13 protein-coding genes and 1 pseudogene are annotated in these 20628 nt (G+C 69.0%); 10 read left to right on the top strand and 4 right to left on the bottom strand.

Going from position 1 to position 20628, the window contains the following annotated elements; translation table 11 throughout:
- Nucleotides 1–8: 8 nt before the first annotated feature.
- From BST17_RS10910 to BST17_RS10925, 4 genes and pseudogenes are all read left to right on the top strand, one after another.
- Nucleotides 9–1481 (top strand): FadD3 family acyl-CoA ligase, encoded by a 1473-nt coding sequence (locus BST17_RS10910; protein ID WP_083057828.1) that lies wholly within the window; start codon nt 9–11, stop codon nt 1479–1481.
- Nucleotides 1478–2266 carry an Rv1363c family protein gene (locus BST17_RS29265; RefSeq protein ID WP_083057829.1) on the top strand — a complete coding sequence of 263 codons (789 nt, stop codon included), beginning with the start codon at nt 1478–1480 and terminating at the stop codon, nt 2264–2266. The genes BST17_RS10910 and BST17_RS29265 overlap by 4 nt, the downstream gene beginning before the upstream one ends.
- Nucleotides 2267–2349: 83 nt before the next feature.
- Nucleotides 2350–2784, top strand: a pseudogene (locus tag BST17_RS10920) (hypothetical protein); the annotation flags it as partial.
- 16 nt (nt 2785–2800) lie between these two features.
- A complete protein-coding gene (locus tag BST17_RS10925; RefSeq protein ID WP_207573613.1) occupies nt 2801–3403 on the top strand; it encodes a 2-C-methyl-D-erythritol 4-phosphate cytidylyltransferase in 603 nt (200 codons plus the stop codon).
- On the opposite strand, the gene BST17_RS10930 is transcribed toward BST17_RS10925, so the two are convergent.
- Nucleotides 3387–4091 carry an IspD/TarI family cytidylyltransferase gene (locus BST17_RS10930; protein ID WP_165762265.1) on the bottom strand — a complete coding sequence of 235 codons (705 nt, stop codon included), beginning with the start codon at nt 4089–4091 and terminating at the stop codon, nt 3387–3389. The genes BST17_RS10925 and BST17_RS10930 overlap by 17 nt on opposite strands.
- A gap of 123 nt (nt 4092–4214) precedes the next feature.
- Between BST17_RS10930 and BST17_RS10935 the strand changes: the two genes are divergently transcribed.
- A complete protein-coding gene (locus BST17_RS10935; RefSeq protein ID WP_083057948.1) occupies nt 4215–5420 on the top strand; it encodes a low temperature requirement protein A in 1206 nt (401 codons plus the stop codon).
- Here the strand turns inward: BST17_RS10935 and BST17_RS10940 are convergent.
- On the bottom strand, nt 5417–6694 hold the full coding sequence (locus tag BST17_RS10940) for an MFS transporter (RefSeq protein ID WP_083057831.1): 1278 nt from the start codon (nt 6692–6694) through the stop codon (nt 5417–5419). The two genes, BST17_RS10935 and BST17_RS10940, sit on opposite strands and share 4 nt — an antisense overlap.
- A 218-nt stretch (nt 6695–6912) precedes the next feature.
- Here BST17_RS10940 and BST17_RS10945 point away from each other — a divergent pair, with 218 nt between their 5' ends.
- The 4 genes from BST17_RS10945 (at nt 6913) to BST17_RS10960 (ending at nt 19306) form a co-directional block, all read left to right on the top strand.
- A complete protein-coding gene (locus tag BST17_RS10945) occupies nt 6913–7530 on the top strand; it encodes a MerR family transcriptional regulator (protein ID WP_083057833.1) in 618 nt (205 codons plus the stop codon).
- 705 nt (nt 7531–8235) lie between these two features.
- The gene (locus BST17_RS10950; RefSeq protein WP_083057834.1) at nt 8236–17463 is read left to right on the top strand and encodes a type I polyketide synthase; all 9228 of its coding nucleotides are present in this window, start codon (nt 8236–8238) and stop codon (nt 17461–17463) included.
- A 29-nt stretch (nt 17464–17492) separates the two neighbouring features.
- A complete protein-coding gene (gene acpS / locus BST17_RS10955; RefSeq protein WP_019511614.1) occupies nt 17493–17882 on the top strand; it encodes a holo-ACP synthase AcpS in 390 nt (129 codons plus the stop codon).
- Between the two features lie 86 nt (nt 17883–17968).
- Complete coding sequence (locus BST17_RS10960) at nt 17969–19306, top strand: dipeptidase (protein ID WP_207573614.1); 1338 nt, start codon at nt 17969–17971, stop codon at nt 19304–19306.
- A gap of 24 nt (nt 19307–19330) precedes the next feature.
- On the opposite strand, the gene bcp is transcribed toward BST17_RS10960, so the two are convergent.
- Nucleotides 19331–19804 (bottom strand): thioredoxin-dependent thiol peroxidase, encoded by a 474-nt coding sequence (gene bcp / locus BST17_RS10965; protein WP_083057836.1) that lies wholly within the window; start codon nt 19802–19804, stop codon nt 19331–19333.
- A 92-nt stretch (nt 19805–19896) separates the two neighbouring features.
- Here bcp and BST17_RS10970 point away from each other — a divergent pair, with 92 nt between their 5' ends.
- Nucleotides 19897–20124 carry a DUF3618 domain-containing protein gene (locus BST17_RS10970; protein ID WP_083057951.1) on the top strand — a complete coding sequence of 76 codons (228 nt, stop codon included), beginning with the start codon at nt 19897–19899 and terminating at the stop codon, nt 20122–20124.
- Here BST17_RS10970 and BST17_RS29270 read toward each other — a convergent pair.
- Complete coding sequence (locus BST17_RS29270; protein ID WP_165762261.1) at nt 20111–20287, bottom strand: hypothetical protein; 177 nt, start codon at nt 20285–20287, stop codon at nt 20111–20113. The genes BST17_RS10970 and BST17_RS29270 overlap by 14 nt on opposite strands.
- Nucleotides 20288–20628: the final 341 nt, after the last annotated feature.

The following is a 20628-nucleotide window of genomic DNA, read 5'->3' on the forward strand; positions in this document are numbered from 1 at the left end:
TTCCCCTGGTGGCTTACCACCCACAGTGGGAGACCATCCCCGAGATGGTCTTGAGCGTCGGCGACCGCTTCGGTGATTCCGAAGCGGTCGTCGACGGGCCACTGCGACTCAGCTTCACCGAGCTGGCCGACCGGATCTGCCGCGCTGCCGGCGCCTTCGCCGACTTGGGGATCACGCGGGCAGACCGGGTGGCGATCTGGGCGCCCAACTCCGCGGCCTGGCTCATCGCCGCCTTCGGTGCGCTGACCGCAGGCGCGATCGTGGTCCCGGTCAACACCAGATTCAAGACCGAGGAAGCCGCGGACATCATCACCCGCAGCGGCGCCAAGGCGGTGCTGATCCAGAACGGTTTCCTGGGGCAGGATTTCAGCGTCCCGGCCGGGGTGCCGGCCATCGAGATCACCTCGGACTTCCTGAGCAGCGGGCGCCCTCATGTGGCGACCGGACTGCGCGGCACCGACACCGCCGACATCATCTACACCTCCGGAACCACCGGTCGCGCCAAGGGCGTGATGATGAATCACGAACAGACGCTGCGGCTTTACACCGAGTGGTGTGAGCTGGCCGATCTGCGCGAGGGTGACCGCTACCTGATCGTCAACCCGTTCTTCCACACCTTCGGCTACAAGGCCGGCTGCATCGCCGCGCTGATCCGCGGCGCGACCATCCTGCCGGTGCCGGTGTTCGATGTGCCCGCGGTGGTCGACCTCATCGAATCCGAGCGGATCACCATGCTGCCGGGCGCGCCGACGCTGTATCACGAATTGCTGGCGGTACCCGACAAGGCGCGGCTGGCGACGCTACGGGCCGGGGTCACCGGTGCCGCCGACATCCCCGTCGAACTCATCCGCCGTGTGCACCAAGAGCTTCCGTTCCAGACGCTGGCCACCGGTTACGGACTGACCGAGGCCGGCACCGTGACGCTGTCGCGGCCCGGGGACTCGTTCACCGACATCGCCACCACCGCCGGTCTGCCGTGCGACGGGGTCGAGGTGCGCATCGCCGACGACGGCGAGGTACTGGTGCGCGGCTACAGCGTGATGCAGGGCTATCTGAACGATCCGGAGGCCACTGCGCAGACCATCGACGCCGACGGGTGGCTGCACACCGGGGATCTGGGCACCTTCGACGATGCCGGCCGGCTCAAGATCGTCGGCCGGAAGAAGGACATGTTCATCGTCGGCGGCTTCAATGCCTACCCGGCCGAGATCGAGGGCTTCCTGCTCGAGCACCCCGCGATCCACCAGGCTGCCGTGATCGGCGTGCCCGACGACCGGATGGGCCAGGTGGGCAAGGCGTTCGTGGTCCTGCACCGTGGTGCCAACGGCGCCGACGGTGTCAGCGAGAGTGATCTCATCGATTGGAGCCGGGCGCGGATGGCCGGCTACAAGGTGCCCCGCACGGTCGAATTCCTCGACGAGTTACCGCTCAACGCGACCGGCAAGGTGATGAAGGATCGTCTGCAGGAGCTGGCGCGATGAACGGTATGGTCGGATCGATGGAGCGCGCCGAGGAGAACCTGACCGCGGAGGAAGCCGAGGCGCTGGCCGCCGAGGCGGCCGCCGCGGCCGAGGCCGCGCGCGCCAAGGTGGCGCGCTTGCGTCAGGAGGCCGAGTCGGCCGCCGCACCCGCCCCGGAATCCGACACCGAGGAATCCGACACCGAGGAATCCGTCACCGAGGGATCCGACGCCACCAGCGAGACAACCGAGGCCGACGACGCGGACGTCGACGGCGACGCGGGCGAGGCGGCGCCCGTGCCGGTGCGCCGCCGCCGGGTGATGTTCGCCGCCAAGGCCCTCGCCGTGATCATCGCGGTGCTCGGCATCGCGGGACTGGCCAGTACCAGCGCCTGGATCATCGTCAAACACCAGCAGGCCGAGCAGCAACGCAGCCTGAACGCCGAGTTCGCCGCCGCCGCCCGCCAGGGCGTGGTGACGCTGATGTCGTTGAATTTCAACAGCGCCGCCGACGACGTCCAGCGGATCGTGGACAACTCGACCGGACCGTTCAAGGAGGACTTCGAGGGCCAGTCCGCGGACTTCATCCGGGTGGCCGAGGAGTCCAAGGTCATCACCGACGCCACCGTCACCGCCACCGGCGTCAAGAACATGACCGAGGACACCGCCGATGTCCTGGTGGCCGCCTACTCGACGGTCACCAATGCCCAAGGGGCCGAGGAGGAACCGCGAACCTGGAGGTTGATCGTCAGCATGGCCCGCGACGGTGACCAGCTCAAGGTCGCGAAAGTGGAGTTCGCGCCGTGACCGCGGGCCCCGTGCAGCGGGTGCGGCGCACCCTGCGCCGGTTCTGGGTCGCCATCGTGCTGGTGGTGTTGTTGTCGGTTGCCGGTGGTGTCACCGGATGGCTGTATCAGACGCAGTATCGACCGGACCAGGCCACCGGTAGCGCCGCGGCCGACGCCGCCGTGAAGGCCGCCTCGGACGGAACCATTGCGCTGCTGTCCTATTCGCCGGAGAACCTCGAGACGGACTTCACCAACGCGCGCTCGCACCTCACCGGTGACTTCCTGAATTACTACAACCAGTTCACCGAGCAGATCGTCAGCCCGGCGGCCAAGAAGAACGCCGTCACCACCTCGGCGTCGGTGGTCAATGCCGCTGTCTCCGAGCTGTATCCGGACCGCGCGGTGGTGCTGGTCTTCCTGAATCAGTCCACCACCAGTACCGACAACCCGGACGGGTCGTTCTCCACCAGCAGCGTGAAGGTCGGGCTGTCCAAGGTCGACGGTGCCTGGCGCATCGCGGCGTTCGACCCGGTGTGACGCTACCCTGGCGGCCGTGAGACTCTGCGCGATCCTGCCGCTGCCCCCGGACGAGGACCCGGCCGCCGCCCTCACCCCGCTGGCGGGCGAACCCGCGGTGCGCCGGATCGTCCGATCGCTGGCCACCGCGACCGATCGGATCCTGGTGCTCGCCGGGGCGACGCTGGCCGCCCGGGTCGTCGCCGCGCTCGACGGGCTGCCCGCCGAGATCCTCGAGATCGACGAATCACACCGTCGTGCAGACTGTCTGACCGCGGCCGCCGGCCACCTGCGCCGGCACGACATCACCCATGTGTTGCTCGCCGATCACCGGCATCCGCTGCTGGCGGGCGATCTGATCGAGCGGGTCACCGAGGCGTTGGCCGGCGGCGCCGAGCTGGTGATCCCGGTGCTGCCGGTCACCGACACCGTCAAGGTCGTCGACGCCGGCGGCGCCATCACCGCCACGGTCGACCGCGCCACGCTGCAACTGCTGCAGTATCCTCGCGGTTCGACAATCGACCGCCTGACCGTCGACGACCTGGCCGGTGCGGTCACCGTCGCCGGCAACGCCGACGCCGTGGCCGCCGAACTGCCCGCGGACGCGGCGCTGCTGGAGGCCGTCATCGCCTGCCGGTGAGCAGATGTTCGGCGAGCCGGATGTCCGGGGGATAGGTGACCTTGAGATTGGTTGCCGCGCCCGGGAACACCCGCACGTCGACATCGGTGAAATGCTGCACGCAGGAGGAGGTGTCGGTGCCGTCGAAGGCCTCGGTGTCGGCCCTGCGGTAGGCAGCCAGCAGCGGCGCGGCGCGGAAGGCCTGTGGCGTCTGCACGCGTACGACGGCTTCGGTGAGCGGTGCCGGACCGCTCGCGGTGCACCGGGCCAGGCCGACCGCCTCGATGGCGGGTACCGCCCCGCCGAACCGACGCGCGGTGTCCAGGGCGGCGCGCATCATGGCGGGACCGGCCAGCGGCCGGGCCGCATCGTGGATCAGCACCACGTCGACGGCGCCGGAATCGATGTCGGGCGCGATGTGGCGCAGCATGTTGAACTCGGACTCGTGCCGGCTGTCGCCGCCCTCGACGAGTTCGATTGTGCGGTCCGGTAACTCCGTGCGCACCAGCTCGGCGGCCATGTCGTACTCACCGCGCCGGTACACCAGGATCACCCGGCCTATCTCGGTGGTGTCGGCGACCGCGCGCACCGACCAGGCCAGCATCGGCCGGCCGGCCAGCGTCAGATACGCCTTGTTGCCGTCGGCTCCGATCCGTGATCCGATGCCCGCGGCCAGCACGACGCCGACGGCGAGGGGCGGGTCACCGATCCGGGGCACGCGCTCACGCTAGCGTGTTGCATCCTGTCGTGATGCCGGCGTGTGCCGGTGGGGAGGGGATGTCAGGTGAACTTGTCGGAGACCGGGCCGTCGCGGCCGCGCGGGATCGTCGTGATGTCCGGGCGCGACCCGCATGAATCGCACCGGGTGGCGTCCCCGCTGGAACTGCTGTTCGACCTGACCTTCGTGGTCGCATTCGGAGTGGCCGCCTCGCAGTTCGCGCATGCGTTCGCTGCCGGGCACGTCGGCGCGGGCCTGGCCGGATTCGCGTTCGCGATCTTCGCGGTCTGCTGGGCGTGGATCAACTTCACCTGGTTCGCCTCGGCGTACGACACCGATGACTGGGTGTACAGGTTGACCACCATGCTGCAGATGGTCGGCGTGCTGATCCTGGCGCTCGGCCTGCCGGACATGTTCGCGTCACTGGAGCACGGCGGACACGTCGACAACGTCGTCATGGTGGCCGGTTACGTGGTGATGCGGGTGGCGATGGTGGCGCAGTGGTTGCGGGCCGCGCGGCAGGACCCGGCCCGGCGCCGCGCCTGCCTGACCTATGCCGGCATCATCTCCGTCGCCCAGATCGGCTGGATCGCGGTGATCCTGCTGCACACCGGGCTCGCGGTGACGGCGCTGCTGGTGGTGGCGCTGACCCTGTTCGAGATGGCGGGACCGGTGATCGCCGAACGCCGCGCGGGCGGCACCCCGTGGCACGCCCACCACATCGCCGAGCGGTACGGGCTGATGGCGATCATCGCCCTGGGCGAGGGGGTGGTCGGTACCGTCGCGACACTCACCGCGGTGGTGCACGACCACGGCTGGAGCACCGATGCGATCCTGGTCGCCGTCGCCGGGGTGGGCCTGACCTTCGGCATGTGGTGGATGTACTTCATGGTGCCCACCGGCGAGCTGCTGCACGCGCACCGCGAGACGTCGTTCTGGTTCGGCTATCTGCCGATCGTGCTGTTCGGTGCGATCGTGGGGACCGGCGCCGGTCTGCACCTGGCCGCCTACTACCTGGACGAGCATTCGGAGCTGGGATCGGCGGCCTGCGTGGCCACCGTCGCGGTGCCGGTCGGGGTGTACATCTGGCTGGTCTATCTGCTGCAGTCGCTGATGCTGAAGACCCACAGTGCGGTGCATCTCGGGCTCGGCGTACTGGCCACCGGGGTGCTCGCGGGCGCGGTGCTGCTCGCGGCGGCCGGGGTGGCCATCTCGGTGTGTCTGCTGGTCACCACGGCCGCACCGGTCGTCGTGGTGATCGGCCATGAGGTGATCGGGCACCGGCACACCGCCGCAGCGGTGGCGGCGCGGACCGGTTAGCGCGCGGGTTCGGGTTCGAACGTCTCCAGCAACGAGCGGTCCGAGGCGTTGCCCTGCAGACCTAGCTGGCGTCGCGTCTTGCCGCGGGTGATCAGGATGCCGACGACGGCCAGCGCCCACACCACGTACTGCAGCGTCCAGGCCAACCGGAACGACTCGGGGGAGTAGCCGCCCGCGGCGTCCAGGATCCACCCCATCGCCTGCATGAGCAGCAGCGAGGCGAGGAACCCGCCCATGTTGACCATGCCCTGGGCGGTTCCCAGCGTGGCACTGGGGTTGAAGGTGCGGGCGAAATCGAATCCGACCATCGACCCGGGGCCGCCTACCGAGATGATCACGATCAGCACGATCAGCAGCCACAGCGGAGCCCGCCCGGGCAGCGCCAGCACCACCGTCCAGATGACGGCGTTGCTGGTGATGATCGCCAGCACGAACCGGGACCGGCGGTGCGGGAAGCGGCCGCACAGGATGCCCAGCACGATTCCGGCGGCGATCGCGGTGACGACCGAGATGGTCAGTAACATCCCGGCGACGCCACGCGTCTGGCCCTGTGCGGTGGTCACGTACGGCACACCCCACATCAGCGCGAACGCCGTCACCGAGAACTGGGTGCCCATGTGGGTGAAGAAACCGAGCCGGGTCCCCGGACGCATCCAGACCGTCCGCACGCTGGCCAGCGTGCCGCGCACGCTCATCGACGAGGTGGTGGTCAACCGACCGTGTGGGGTGTTGTGCACCAATGCGGCCGCCAGCACCAGGGTGATCACGGCGAAGGCCGCGACCGACAGGTAGGCCGACGTCCAGCCCGCGACGCCCAGCAGGGCCAGGAACGGCACGGCGGACAGGATCTGTCCGAGCTGTCCGCTGATGCCGGTGAGCTGGGTCAGCAGCGGCACCCGGCGGGCCGGGAACCAGTGCGGCACCAGGCGCAGCACCGAGATGAAGGTGACGGCGTCGCCCAGTCCGACGACGGCGCGCGCGGCAAGGGCCAGAGGGAGTGAGTCGGTGACGGCGATGGCGAGTTGGCCGGCCGCCATCAGCGCGCCACCGCTGATGATCAGCACCTTGGAACCGAAGCGGTCCAACAGCACACCGGCCGGGACCTGGGCGCCGGCGTAGACGACGATCTGCAACACCACGAACGTGGACAAGACGCTGGGCCCGGCGTGGAACCGTTCACCGGCCTCCAGGCCGGAGACGCCCAGTGTGGTCCGGTTGAGCACCGCGACGATGTAGGCGAGCAATCCGGTGGCCCACACGATCCAGGGACGCATGACGTGCCCCTCTCGTCGCGGTGGATGAATGCGTCCATCGTTCCAAATTGGTGGGATGAATTGCGAATCCTTTTCCGGTGACATCCCTCACCCGCGTTGCGGCAGTTTGCATAGCCGCTGTTTCTCAGTGGTTTATCAGTTTGCTCAAATTGCACGTTCGCGCGCTAGAGTGTGTTCATGACTGCGATTCTCGGGGGCGATGGTGCGGTGGCGGCCGCATGGCGCTGACCGAGTACCGGCTGCAGGATCTCGCACGAGTCTCCGGGGTCAGCGCACGCAACATCCGGGCCTACCGCGAACGAGGCCTGCTGGATCCACCCCGGAGGCAGGGTCGGTCCGCCTTCTACGACGCCCATCACCTGGCGCAGTTGCAGACCATCAACGCGCTGCTCGCGCGCGGGTTCACCTCGGCGCACATCGCCGACTTCTTCGATGTCGTCCGCACCGGCGGCAGCCTGGCGGAATTCCTCGGTCTGCGACGGGCGGTGCTGCAGCCGCGTCCCGCACCGGGTGGTCAACCGCTCGTCGGTATCGACCCGCACAGCGCCGAGGGCGTGCGACTGGTGGCGTCCGGGCTGGCGCAGCGGTCCGGTGCGGGGCTGGTGTTCACCGATGACGCCGTCGACCGGGTGATCGCGCGCTCGGACGATCCGCGCGGCGACGCCCGGATCATGCTGGACCTGCTCGACGCCACCGGCGACCACGTGGCAGCACTGATTGCGCGGGCCGAGGGTGTCCTGCAGCGCGCGGCCCCCGTCATGCGCGATGAGATGGCCGGGCTGATCGTCGATCGGGTGAGCCGGGCCTTGCGACGCCGGCCGGATGTCCGACCCTGATCCCGGCAGTTACATCGGCTCGTCGGTCCGGCCGCCACGATGCAACCGGCCGGTGCGGCCCGCTGCGGCGCTCGATGTCGCGGCTGCGACTGCGTTGTCGCCGTGATCGGGTTCGCCATCGCCGCACCGGGCAACCGAAAACTTACCGATCAGTAATAATTTCCAGCAAACTCAATTCCGATCTCGGTACGTCGCGGCAGACACTTCGGTCCGATCTGTCACTTTTCGGACCGCCGTTGCGCGGCGCGTGAGAGTGGCGAAGACCACGGAATTCTTAGATAACGATTTGGTAACGGCATCGCGCTGATCTGGGAAGTTATAGCTACTCGACCGTAACCACCCGCATGCAGGACGTTTGTCCCGCAGCGGTTTGGGCGCCTCGTAGGGTGTTGTTACCCAACGTCTGGTTACCCGGGCGTAGAACTCGCCAGTAACCATTTAAGTACGAAAAACCGGCGCGATCCTTATGACACTCTTATGGGGTCGGACTGTCCGTTGGACACGCCTGGGCCGGATCGACTGATACCCGGACCGCCCGGACGTAAACCGACCACATGGTGTTTCAACGCTGAATCACCACCACAGACCACAGGACGAATCGGGCCAGTCGGGGATCCCGATTCGCATCCTCGCCGCGATGACGCGGCACACCGGGCACGACCAGTGATATTGCGCGACAAGACTGCACCGAGGGAGATAAAAGACGTGACGATCAACGAACACGACAGGGTGACAGCCGGCAAGAACGGCCTGAACGACGGTTCGTTGGGTGGCGCGCACGCACTGGTGGATCTGCTCAACGCCGGCGAGCCGTACGCCGTCGCGTTCGGCGGACAGGGCGGCGCCTGGCTGGAGAGCCTGGAGGAGCTGGTCAGCTCCGCGGGCATCGAGTCCGAACTGAGCGAACTCGTCGGCGAGGCCGCGCTGCTGCTCGAGCCGGTGGCCCGTGAGCTCGTTGTGGTCCGCCCGATCGGCTTCGAGCCGCTGCAGTGGGTCCGTGCGCTGGCCGCCGAGGAGCCGCTGCCCGATACCAAGCAGCTGACCACCGCCGCGATCTCGGGCCCCGGCATCCTGCTGACCCAGATGGCCGCCATCCGTGCGCTCACCCGCCAGGGCCTCGACCTGATGGGCACCCCGCCGGTCGCCATGGCCGGTCACTCCCAGGGCATCCTCGGTGTCGAGTCGCTCAAGGCCAAGGGCACCCGCGACGCCGAACTGCTCGCCCTGCTGCAGCTGATCGGTGCGGCCGGCTCGCTGGTGTCGCGCCGCCGCGGCATGGTCGGCCGTGGGGACAAGACCCCGATGGTGTCGGTGACCAACGTCGACCCCGACCGGATCGCCGAACTGCTCGAAGAATTCTCCACCGATGTGCGCACCGTGCTGCCCCCGGTGCTCTCGATCCGCAACGGCCGCCGCTCGGTGGTCATCACCGGCACCCCCGAACAGCTCGGCCGCTTCGAGCTGTACTGCTCCAAGATCACCGAGAAGGAAGAGGCCGAGCGGAAGAACAAGACGCGCGGTGGCGCGGTGTTCTCCCCGGTGTTCAACCCGATCCAGGTCGAGGTCGGCTTCCACACCCCGCGGCTGGCCGACGGCGTCGCCCTGGTCGACCGGTGGGCCGCCAAGTGCGGTATCGACACCGAACTCGCCCACGCGATGACCGAGTCCATCTTCGTCAGCCCGATCGACTGGGTCTCCGACGTCGAGGCGCTGCACACCGCGGGCGCCCGCTGGATCATCGACCTCGGCCCCGCCGACACCGTCACCCGGCTGACCGCCCCGGTCATCCGCGGGCTCGGGATCGGCATCGTGCCGGCCGCCACCCGCGCCGGCCAGCGCAGCCTGTTCACCGTCGGCGCCGTTCCCGAGGTGCCCGCGCCGTGGACCAGCTACGCCCCCTCCACGGTGACCCTGCCCGACGGTTCGGTGAAGCTGTCCACCAAGTTCACCCGCCTCACCGGTCGCTCGCCGATCCTGCTCGCCGGCATGACGCCGACGACGGTGGACGCCAAGATCGTCGCCGCGGCCGCCAACGCCGGCCACTGGGCCGAGCTGGCCGGTGGCGGTCAGGTCACCGAGAAGATCTTCGACGACCGCATCGCCGAACTGACCGAGCTGCTGGAGCCCGGCCGGGCCATCCAGTTCAACTCGCTGTTCCTGGACCCCTACCTGTGGAAGCTGCAGCTGGGCGGTAAGCGACTGGTGCAGCGCGCCCGGCAGTCCGGCGCGCCCATCGACGGTGTCGTCGTCACCGCAGGCATCCCCGAGCTCGACGAGGCCGTCGCGCTGATCGAGGAGCTCAACGAGATCGGTATCACCCACGTGGTGTTCAAGCCGGGCACCGTCGACCAGATCAAGGCCGTCATCAAGATCGCCGCCGAGGTTCCGGGTAAGGACGTCATCGCCCACATCGAGGGCGGCCGCGCCGGCGGTCACCACTCGTGGGAGGACCTCGATGATCTGCTGCTGAGCACCTACGCCGATCTGCGCAAGCTGTCCAACATCACCATCTGCGTCGGTGGTGGCATCGGCACGCCCGAGCGGGCCGCGGACTACCTGGCCGGCCGGTGGTCACAGACCTACGGCTTCCCGCTGATGCCGGTCGACGGCATCCTGGTCGGCACCGCCGCGATGGCCACCCTGGAGGCCACCACCTCCCCTGCGGTCAAGCAGCTGCTGGTCGACACCAAGGGCACCGATGTGTGGGTCGGCGCCGGAAAAGCCCAGGGCGGCATGGCCTCCGGCCGTAGCCAGCTGGGTGCCGACATCCACGAGATCGACAACACCGCGTCCCGTTGCGGCCGTCTGCTCGACGAGGTCGCTGGTGACGCCGATGCCGTGGCGGACCGCCGCGACGAGATCATCGCCGCGATGGCCGACACCGCCAAGCCGTACTTCGGCGACGTGTCCGATATGACCTACCTGCAGTGGCTGGACCGCTATGTGGAACTGGCGATCGGCGACGGCGACTCGACCGCCGACACCAAGTCCGCGGACTCGCCGTGGCTCGACGTCACCTGGCGGGACCGGTTCGAGGAGATGCTCAAGCGCGCCGAGGCCCGCCTGCATCCCAAGGATTCCGGACCGATCGACACGCTGTTCGCGGGCACCCCCGAAGGTGCTGCGCTGCTGGAGCATCCGGCCGCCGCAGTCGACACCCTGCTCAACCGCTACCCGGACGCCGAGACCATCAAGCTGCACCCGGCCGACGTCCCGTTCTTCATCACGTTGTGCAAGACGCCGGGCAAGCCGGTCAACTTCGTGCCGGTCATCGACAAGGATGTCCGCCGCTGGTGGCGCAGCGACTCGCTGTGGCAGGCCCACGACGCCCGCTACACCGCCGATCAGGTGTGCATCATCCCGGGTACGGCCGCCGTCGCGGGTATCACCCGCATCGACGAGCCGGTCGGCGAGTTGCTCGACCGCTTCGAGCAGGCCGCCATCGACGAGGTCGTGGCCAGCGGTGCCGATCCGGTGCCGGTCGTCTCGCGCCGCCAGGCCAACCCGGGCGCCACCGGACCCATTGCCGTCGTGCTGGATTCGCCCGATGTGCTGTGGGCCGGCCGCACCGCCATCAACCCGGTGCACCGCATCGGCGCGCCGAGCGAATGGCAGGTCAACGAGAACCGGGCCGCCACACACCCGTCCACCGGGTCGCGCCTGGAGCTCACCGACGAGGGTGTGACGTTGAGCGTCCCGCTCAGTGACATCTGGATCGACATCAAGCTGACGCTGCCGGCCGCCACCGTCAACGGCGGTATGCCGGTCGTCACCACCGAGGATGCCGCCGCCGCCATGCGCGCCGTGCTGGCCATCGCCGCCGGTGTCGACGGGGTGGACGCGCTGCCCGCGGTGTCGGACAACACGGCCACCGTCACCGTCGGCTGGGATCCCGAGGAGGTCGCCGACCACACCGGCGTCACCGCCACCTTCGGCGCCCCGCTCGCCCCGGGCCTGACCCTGGTGCCCGATGCCCTGGTCGGCAAGTGCTGGCCCGCGGTGTTCGCCACCATCGGCGCCGCGGTCACCGACGCCGGATTCCCGGTCATCGAGGGTCTGCTGAGCCTGGTCCACCTGGACCACGCCGCGCACCTGCTCGCGCCGATGCCCAAGGATGTCGCCGAATTGACGGTCACCGCAACGGCTTCGGCCGCGGTCGACACCGAGGTCGGTCGCGTCGTCCCGGTCAACGTCGTGATCAGTGACGCCGCGGGCACCGAATTGGCCCGTCTGGTCGAGCGTTTCGCCATCCGCGGCCGCACCGGTGCCGTCGAGCTGGAGGATCCGATCCGCGCCGGCGGTGCGATGACCGACAACGCCACCGACACCCCGCGCCGTCGCCGTCGCGACGTCACGCTGACCGCGCCCACCGACATGAGCGCGTTCGCCGTGGTGTCCGGTGACCACAACCCGATCCACACCGACCGGGCCGCCGCGCTGCTGGCCGGTCTGAAGGGCCCGATCGTGCACGGCATGTGGCTTTCGGCCGCCGCCCAGCACGTGGTGACCGCCACCGACGGCCGGGCCACCCCGCCCGCCCGGCTGGTGGGCTGGACCTCGCGCTTCCTGGGCATGGTGCTGCCCGGCGACGAGATCGAGTTCCGCGTCGACCGCGTCGGCATCGACCGCGGTGCGGAGATCATCGAGGTGACCGCCAAGGTCGAGGGCAACCTGGTGATGGCCGCCTCCGCGCAGCTGGCCGCCCCGAAGACGGTGTACGCCTTCCCCGGTCAGGGCATCCAGCACAAGGGCATGGGCATGGAGGTCCGCGCCCGGTCCAAGGCCGCCCGCAAGGTGTGGGACACCGCCGACAAGTTCACCCGCGACACGCTGGGCTTCTCGGTGCTGCACGTGGTCAAGGACAACCCGACCAGCCTGATCGCCTCCGGTGTGCACTACCACCACCCCGAGGGCGTGCTGTACCTGACGCAGTTCACCCAGGTCGCCATGGCCACCGTCGCCGCGGCGCAGGTCGCCGAGATGCGCGAGCAGGGTGCCTTCGTCGAGGGCGCGATCGCCTGCGGTCACTCGGTCGGCGAGTACACGGCGCTGGCCTGTGTATCCGGTGTCTACGAGCTGCCAGCACTGCTGGAGGTGGTGTTCCACCGCGGCTCCAAGATGCACGACATCGTCCCGCGTGACGAGAAGGGCCGGTCCAACTACCGGCTGGCCGCCATCCGGCCGTCGCAGATCGATCTGCCCGACGACGACGTCACCGCGTTCGTCGCCGAGATCGCCGAGCGCACGGGTGAATTCCTGCAGATCGTGAACTTCAACCTGCGCGGTTCGCAGTACGCGATCGCCGGTACCGTGCGCGGTCTGGAGGCGCTGGAGGAGGAGATCGAGCGGCGCCGCGAGATCAGCGGCGGCAAGCGGTCGTTCATCCTGGTGCCCGGTATCGACGTGCCCTTCCACTCCGAGGTGCTCCGGGTCGGCGTCGCCGACTTTCGCCGTAGCCTGGAGCGGGTCATGCCCGTCGATGCGGATCCCGAACTGCTGATCGGCAAGTACATCCCGAACCTGGTGCCGCGCCCGTTCACCCTGGACCGCGACTTCATCCAGGAGATCCGGGATCTGGTGCCCGCCGAGCCGCTGGACGAGGTCCTCGCCGACTACGACACCTGGCGTAACGAGCGTCCCCGCGAGCTGATGCGCAAGATCGTCATCGAGCTGCTGGCCTGGCAGTTCGCCAGCCCGGTGCGCTGGATCGAGACCCAGGACCTGCTCTTCATCGAGGAGGCCGCGGGCGGCCTCGGCATCGAGCGGTTCGTCGAGATCGGTGTCAAGACCGCGCCGACGGTGGCGGGCCTGGCGACCAACACGCTGAAGCTGCCGGAGTACTCGCACAACACCACCGAGGTGCTCAACGCCGAACGGGATGCCGCGGTGCTGTTCGCCACCGACACCGATCCGGAGCCCGAGGTCGAGGAGATCCCGGCGGTTGCCGCGGCTCCCGAGGCCGCACCGGCGGCGGCTCCCGCCGCGGCGCCGGCCCCGGCGGCCGCGCCGTCGGGCGGGCCCCGTCCGGACGACATCACCTTCGACGCGGCCGATGCCACGCTGGTGCTGATCGCGCTGGCGGCCAAGATGCGCATCGACCAGATCGAGCCGCTGGACTCCATCGAGTCGATCACCGACGGCGCGTCCTCGCGACGCAACCAGATGCTGGTCGACCTGGGCTCCGAGCTGAACCTCGGTGCCATCGACGGTGCCGCCGAGGCCGATCTGTCCGGTCTGAAGGCACAGGTCACCAAGCTGGCCCGCACCTACAAGCCGTTCGGTCCGGTGCTCTCGGACTCGATCAACGACCAGCTGCGCACGGTGTTCGGTCCGTCCGGCAAGCGTCCGGCCTACATCGCCGAACGTGTGTCCAAGACCTGGGAACTGGGACCGGGCTGGGCCAAGCACGTGACCGCCGAGGTCGCGCTGGGCACCCGTGAGGGCTCCAGCGTCCGTGGCGGCAACATGGGCGGTCTGCACGAGGGCGCCCTGGCCGACGCGGCCTCGGTCGACAAGGTCATCGATGCCGCGGTAGCCGCGGTCGGCGCCCGCAAGGGTGTCGCGGTCAGCCTGCCGTCCTCCGGTGCCGCCGGTGGTGGCGTGGTGGACTCGGCGGCCCTCGGCGAATTCGCCGAGCAGGTCACCGGGCCCAACGGTGTGCTGGCCAACGCGGCCCGCACCATCCTGGGCCAGCTGGGCCTGGACAACCCGGTCAGCGCCCCCGAGACCGTCAGCGACGCCGATCTGATCGATCTGGTGACCGCCGAGCTCGGGTCGGACTGGCCGCGGCTGGTCTCGCCGGTGTTCGACGCCCGCAAGGCCGTCGTCTTCGACGACCGGTGGGCAAGTGCCCGTGAGGATCTGGCCCGGTTGTGGCTGCTCGACGAGAGCGAGATCGACGCGGACTGGCAGAAGTGGTCGGAGCGGTTCGAAGGCGCGGGCAACGTCGTCGGCACCCAGGCGAGCTGGTGGCAGGGCAAGGCCCTGGCGGCCGGCCGCAACGTGCACGCGGCGCTGTACGGTCGCGCGGCCGCGGGTGCGGAGAACCCGGACAAGGGTGGCTACGCCAACGAGGTGGCCGTCGTGACCGGTGCCTCCAAGGGGTCCATCGCCGCGTCGGTGGTGTCCCAGCTGCTGGCCGGCGGTGCCACCGTCATCGCCACCACCTCGCGGCTGGACGACGACCGATTGGCCTTCTACCGCAACCTGTACCGCGACAGCGCCCGCTTCAACGCGACATTGTGGGTGGTGCCGGCCAACATGGCGTCCTACTCCGATATCGATGCGCTGGTCGAGTGGGTGGGCAGCGAACAGACCGAGAACCTGGGTCCCAAGGCCATCCACCTCAAGGACGCGCAGAACCCGACGCTGCTGTTCCCGTTCGCCGCACCGCGTGTCGGCGGGGACCTGTCGGAGGCGGGCGCGCGCTCCGAGATGGAGATGAAGGTGCTGCTGTGGGCCGTGCAGCGGCTCATCGCCGGCCTGTCGCACCTGGGTGCCGAGCGCGATATCGCCTCGCGCCTGCACGTGGTGCTGCCGGGCTCGCCCAACCGCGGCATGTTCGGCGGTGACGGCGCCTACGGTGAGGCCAAGGCCGCCCTTGATGCGGTGGTCACCCGGTGGAAGGCCGAATCCTCGTGGAGCCAGCGCGTTTCGCTGGCGCACGCGCTGATCGGCTGGACCAAGGGCACCGGCCTGATGGGTCACAACGACGCCATCGTCGGCGCGGTCGAAGAGGCCGGCCTGACCACCTACACGACCGACGAGATGGCCTCGATGTTGTTGTCGCTGTGCGATATCAACTCCAAGGTCGCCGCCGCCCGTGAGCCGATCCAGGTCGACATGACCGGTGGGCTCGGCGAGATCGAGATCGACATGGCCGAGCTGGCGGCCAAGGCCCGCGAGGACATGTCGGCCGCCGCCACCGAGGAGGACGCCGACGACCAGGCGGGCACCATCAAGGCGCTGCCCTCGCCGCCGCGCGGCTATCAGGCGGCCCCGGCTCCGGCCTGGGACGACCTGGACATCGATCCGGCCGACATGGTGGTCATCGTCGGTGGTGCCGAGTTGGGCCCGTACGGCTCGTCGCGTACCCGCTTCGAGATGGAGGTCGCCGGCGAGCTGTCCGCGGCCGGCGTCCTGGAGCTGGCGTGGACCACCGGCATGGTCAAGTGGGAGGACGATCCCAAGCCGGGCTGGTACGACACCGAGACCGGTGACCTGGTCGACGAGTCCGAACTGGTCGAGCGCTACCACGACGCCGTGGTCGCCAAGGTCGGCATCCGCGAGTGGGTCGACGATGGTGCGATCGATCCGGATCACGCTGCGCCGCTGCTGGTTTCGGTGTTCCTCGACAAGGACTTCACCTTCGTGGTGTCCTCCGAGCACGACGCCCGCGAGTTCGCGAAGTACGACCCGGAGCACACCGTCATCGCCCCGGTTCCCGACAGCGCGGACTGGCAGGTCACCCGCAAGGCCGGTACCGAGATCCGGGTGCCGCGCAAGGTGAAGCTGTCGCGCACCGTCGGCGCGCAGATCCCGACCGGGTTCGATCCGCAGGTCTACGGCGTCTCGCCGGACATGGCGACCTCGATCGACCGGGTGGCGCTGTGGAACCTGGTGACGACCGTGGACGCGTTCCTGTCGGCCGGCTTCAGCCCGGCCGAGCTGATGCGCTGGGTGCACCCCAGCCTGGTGGCCAGCACGCAGGGCACCGGCATGGGCGGCATGACCTCGATGCAGACGATGTACCACGGCAACCTGCTGGGTCGCAGCAAGCCGAACGACATCCTGCAGGAGGTGCTGCCCAACGTCTTCGCCGGGCACGTCGTGCAGTCCTACATCGGCAGCTACGGCTCGATGATCCACCCGGTCGCGGCATGTGCCACGGCGGCGGTGTCGGTCGAGGAGGCCGTCGACAAGATCCAGCTGGGCAAGGCCGATTTCGTGGTCGCCGGCGGTTACGACGACCTGACGCTGGAGGCCATCACCGGCTTCGGCGACATGTCGGCCACCGCCGAGACCGAGGTCATGCGGGCCAAGGGCATCAGCGATTCGAAGTTCTCCCGCGCCAACGATCGGCGCCGGCTCGGGTTCGTCGAATCGCAGGGCGGCGGAACGATCCTGCTGACCCGCGGTGACCTCGCGGTGCAGATGGGTCTGCCGGTGCTCGCGGTGGTGGGCTACGCGTCCTCCTTCGGCGACGGTGTGCACACCTCGATCCCGGCTCCGGGCCTGGGTGCCCTGGGCGCGGGCCGCGGTGGCGCGCAGTCGCGGCTGGCGCGCTCGCTGGCCAAGCTCGGCGTGACCGCCGACGACATCGCCGTGGTGTCCAAGCACGACACCTCGACGCTGGCCAACGACCCCAACGAGACCGAGTTGCACGAGCGCCTCGCCGCCTCGATGGGCCGTTCCAAGGGCGCACCGCTGTTCATCGTCAGCCAGAAGAGCCTCACCGGGCACGCCAAGGGTGGCGCGGCGGCCTTCCAGATGATGGGTCTGTGCCAGATCCTGCGCGACGGCGTCATCCCGCCGAACCGCAGCCTGGACTGCGTCGACGACGAGCTGTCGCATGCACAGCACTTCGTCTGGGTCCGGGAGGCGCTGCACCTGGGCGAGAAGTTCCCGATCAAGGCCGGTCTGGTGACCAGCCTGGGCTTCGGGCACGTGTCCGGTCTGGTGGCGCTGGTGCATCCGCAGGCGCTGCTGGCCGCCCTGCCCGCCGATCAGCGCGCCGACTACCAGGCCCGGGCCAACGCCCGCGTGCTGGACGGTCAGCGCCGGTTGGCCTCGGCCATCGCCGGTGGACCCGCGCTGTACGAGAAGCCGGCCGACCGCCGGTTCGGCAACGACACCCCGGAGAAGCCTCAGGAAGCGGCCATGCTGCTCGATCCCGAGGCGCGCCTGGGTGCTGACAACCACTACTCGAAGTGAGTGAGGGGACGTCGGATACCGTTTCGGGAATGGGCATCGTGGGAGTAGGGATCGATCTCGTGTCGATTCCGGATTTCGCCGAGCAGGTCGACCAGCCGGGAACGGTGTTCGCCGAGACCTTCACGCCGGGGGAGAGGCGCGACGCCGCGGACAAGAGTTCGTCGGCGGCGCGCCACCTCGCGGCGCGGTGGGCGGCCAAGGAGGCCGTGATCAAGGCGTGGTCGGGGTCGCGGTTCTCCAAGCGGCCGATGCTGCCCGAGGGTATCCACCGCGACATCGAGGTGGTCACCGACATGTGGGGCCGGCCGAAGGTACGCCTGACGGGCGCCATCGCCGAGCACCTCAAAGATGTGACGATCCACCTGTCGCTGACCCACGAGGCGGACACCGCCGCGGCAGTGGCCATCCTGGAGGCCTAGTCCCCGGCGAGCGTGCGTGTCTGCACCCAGACACGCCGCTCGCGGACGGGAGTTCGCGCACGCTCGCGGGTCATTAGCCTTGAGCCATGACCGATATTGCCGCGCGTGTCCGCGAGCTGCTGCCCTCGGTGCGGGCCGATCTGGAAGAGCTGGTGCGCATCGAGTCGGTGTGGGCCGACCCGGCCCGTCGCCCCGAGGTGTACCGCAGCGCCGAGCTGACGGCGACGCTGTTGTCCCAGGCCGGTTTCGAGGACATCCGGACCGTCTCCGAAGGTGGCGCGCCGGCGGTGATCGCCCGGCGTCCGGCACCCGAGGGCGCGCCCACGGTGCTGCTGTATGCCCACCATGATGTGCAGCCCGAGGGTGACCCGACCCAGTGGCATTCGCCGCCGTTTCACCCCACCGAGCGCGACGGCCGGCTCTACGGCCGCGGTACCGCGGACGACAAGGCCGGTATCGCAACACATCTGGCGGCCATCCGGGCGTTCGGCGGCGACCTGCCGGTCGGGGTCACGGTCTTCGTCGAGGGCGAGGAGGAGTCCGGTTCGCCGTCGCTACCGGCTCTGTTGGCCGCCCACCGCGATCTGCTGGCGGCCGACGTCATCATCATCGCCGACTCGGACAACTGGGCCGTCGACATCCCGGCGCTGACGGTCTCGCTGCGTGGCCTGGCCGACTGCGTGGTCGAGGTGTCGACGCTGGACCATGGGCTGCACTCCGGGCTGTGGGGCGGGGTGGTGCCCGACGCGCTGAGCGCGCTGGTGCGACTGCTGGCCAGCCTGCACGATGACGACGGCAACGTCGCCGTCGACGGTCTCTACGAGGCCACGGCCGCGGAGGTGGAGTTCGGCGACGACCGCGTGCGGGCCGACGCCGGGCTGTTGGACGGAGTGCGCCAGATCGGGAGCGGCCCGGTGGTGCAACGGATGTGGGCGCGGCCCGCGATCACGGTGATCGGCATCGACACCACCCCGATCGACAAGGCATCCAACACGCTGGTGCCCAGGGCACGAGCCAAGGTCAGCATGCGGGTGGCCCCCGGCGGCGATGCCCGCGCGCATCTGGCGGCCCTGACCCGGCATCTGCAGACGCATGCGCCGTGGGGCGCACACGTCACGGTGACACCCGGAGACGTCGGGCAGCCCTACGCGATCGACGCGACCGGGCCGGTGTACGAGGCTGCGCGACAAGCCTTTCGAACCGCCTGGGGACGCGAGCCGATCGATATGGGGATGGGCGGCTCGATCCCGTTCATCGCCGAGTTCGCGGCCGCGTTCCCGAATGCGGAGATCCTGGTCACCGGGGTGGAGGACCCCGGCACCCAGGCGCACAGCATCAACGAGAGCCTGCACCTGGGTGTGCTGGAACGGGCCGCTGTCTCGGAGGCGTTGTTCCTGGAAGCGCTCGGGAATATCGGGGGGTAGGAGCGCAGCGACCGGGGGTGTGATTCAGACCGATAGATCCCGGCGCAGCTTGGCGACGTGCCCGGTGGCCTTGACGTTGTACTGGGCGACCTCGATCGTGCCGCTCTCGTCGACCAGGAACGTCGACCGGATGACGCCCTGCACCGTCTTGCCGTACATGGACTTCTCGCCGAAGGCACCCCACGCGGTCAGCACCTTCTTCTCGGGGTCCGACAGCAGTGGGAACGTCAGCCCCTCGGCGTCGCGGAACTTGGCCAGCTTCGCGGGTTTGTCGGGGGAGATGCCGATGACGTCGAGGCCGGCATCGTTGAGCTCGGCGAGGCTGTCCCGGAAGTCGCAGGCCTGCTTGGTGCAGCCCGGCGTGGACGCTGCCGGGTAGAAGTACACGATGACCTTGCGGCCCTTGAAGTCGGACAGCGTGACGGTGTTGCCGTCGGCATCGGGGAGGCTGAAGGCGGGTGCCTTGTCGCCGACTGCCAACCGCGGGGTCTGTGCCATGCGTGGATGCGCCTTTCTTTCGCGACCGGGGCAACGTGGTCGGCTCCGGCTGCTCTAGGGTAATTCGGTACGCCGACGACATGGAGGACACAGTGGCTGATCGGGACCCCGAGGCGATCAAGAAGGACATCGACCAGGCTCGCGATCAGCTGGCCGCGACGGTGGACTCCCTGGCCGTGCGGGCCAATCCGCAGCGGATCGCCGATGATGTGAAGGCTCAGGTGCTGGCGTTCGTGACGAAGCCGCCGGTCCTGGTCTCGCTGGCCGGCGTCGGCACGGTGGTCGTCGTTCTGGTGATCCGCAGGATCACACGCCGCTGACGCTGCGCCGCCAACGCGGCCGCAGCCAGTCGGTGAGGGACCGGGTCGGCGGATTCGCGACCCGCCCGAGGCGGCTGCAGCTGATGACGTCGACGGCGGTATCAGCGGGCGCGGCGCCATCGTGGATGGCGGCCGGTGGCCTGGATGCGCTCTCGCTCTGCATCAGCTAATACCTCGTTTCGTCCCCCGACAAAGCGCCGACGCCTGATCTGGCGGCGTACAGCTAACTTGAGATTAGCACGATCGAGCGCCTGGCGGTCAACAGATGATTGCCGCTCGACCTGGCTTTTTACATTTGTCAGCAAGCATTTTTGATCCGGTCATGTGACCGAACCGCGCCGAACAGCGCAATCACAGCACATTCTTCGCTATACGGATGATCGAGCGGGAGGCAATTGACGTCCGCGTCGATCGCAACGGCGCCGGCGCGGTGACGGAGTTTGCCATTTGCTTCGTACAAGCTCGTTGCCCGAATCGGTTGCTGTTTACCCGCGACACAAGGTC

Source organism: Mycolicibacterium bacteremicum (genome assembly GCF_002086115.1).
Lineage (GTDB): Bacteria > Actinomycetota > Actinomycetes > Mycobacteriales > Mycobacteriaceae > Mycobacterium > Mycobacterium bacteremicum.